Here is a 653-nt window from a genome sequence, read left to right on the forward strand (position 1 = left end):
GCATTGGGTATTTTGGCGGCTTCAGAGCAAATCGCGACAGATAAGCTCAAAAACTACGAATTTGTTGGCGAATTAGCCCTGTCTGGAGGATTAAGACCTGTCAAAGGTGTGCTTCCTGCTGCGTTGGCTGCAAGCAAAGTAGGACGTCATTTGGTGGTGCCTCATGTCAATGGCGATCAAGCGGCGCTGGTGGGCAAAGAGCAACATAAGTCAGCGCAATCCTTACTTGAGGTGTGTGCAGAGTTATGTGGTCAGCATCGTCTCAATCTTTATCAAACTCCGAAGCGAAAAACGGTTGAAAAACATGGTCGAGATCTACAAGACATCATTGGCCAGCAACAAGGCAAGCGTGCTCTAGAAATTGCGGCGGCTGGAAACCACAACCTACTTTTCCTTGGTCCTCCTGGTACAGGAAAAACCATGCTGGCGTCGCGTTTATGCGACTTACTGCCGGAGATGAGCGACGAAGAAGCGATGGAAACGGCTTCAGTCGCATCACTGACGCAAAGTGAGATTAATGAGCACAACTGGAAGTCGCGTCCGTTTCGTGCGCCGCACCATTCCAGTTCGATGGCTGCATTAGTTGGTGGTGGCTCGGTGCCAAGACCGGGAGAGATTTCTTTGGCTCACAATGGGTTATTGTTCCTTGATGA

General features: G+C 50.1%; 1 protein-coding gene. It reads left to right on the forward strand.

Annotated features, from left to right (window positions below):
• Positions 1–653, forward strand: a 653-nt coding sequence (locus tag R7E78_RS27430) for an ATP-binding protein (RefSeq protein ID WP_318058792.1), incomplete at both ends; no start/stop codon positions are given.

It is taken from the genome of Vibrio sp. YT-19(2023) (assembly GCF_033337395.1).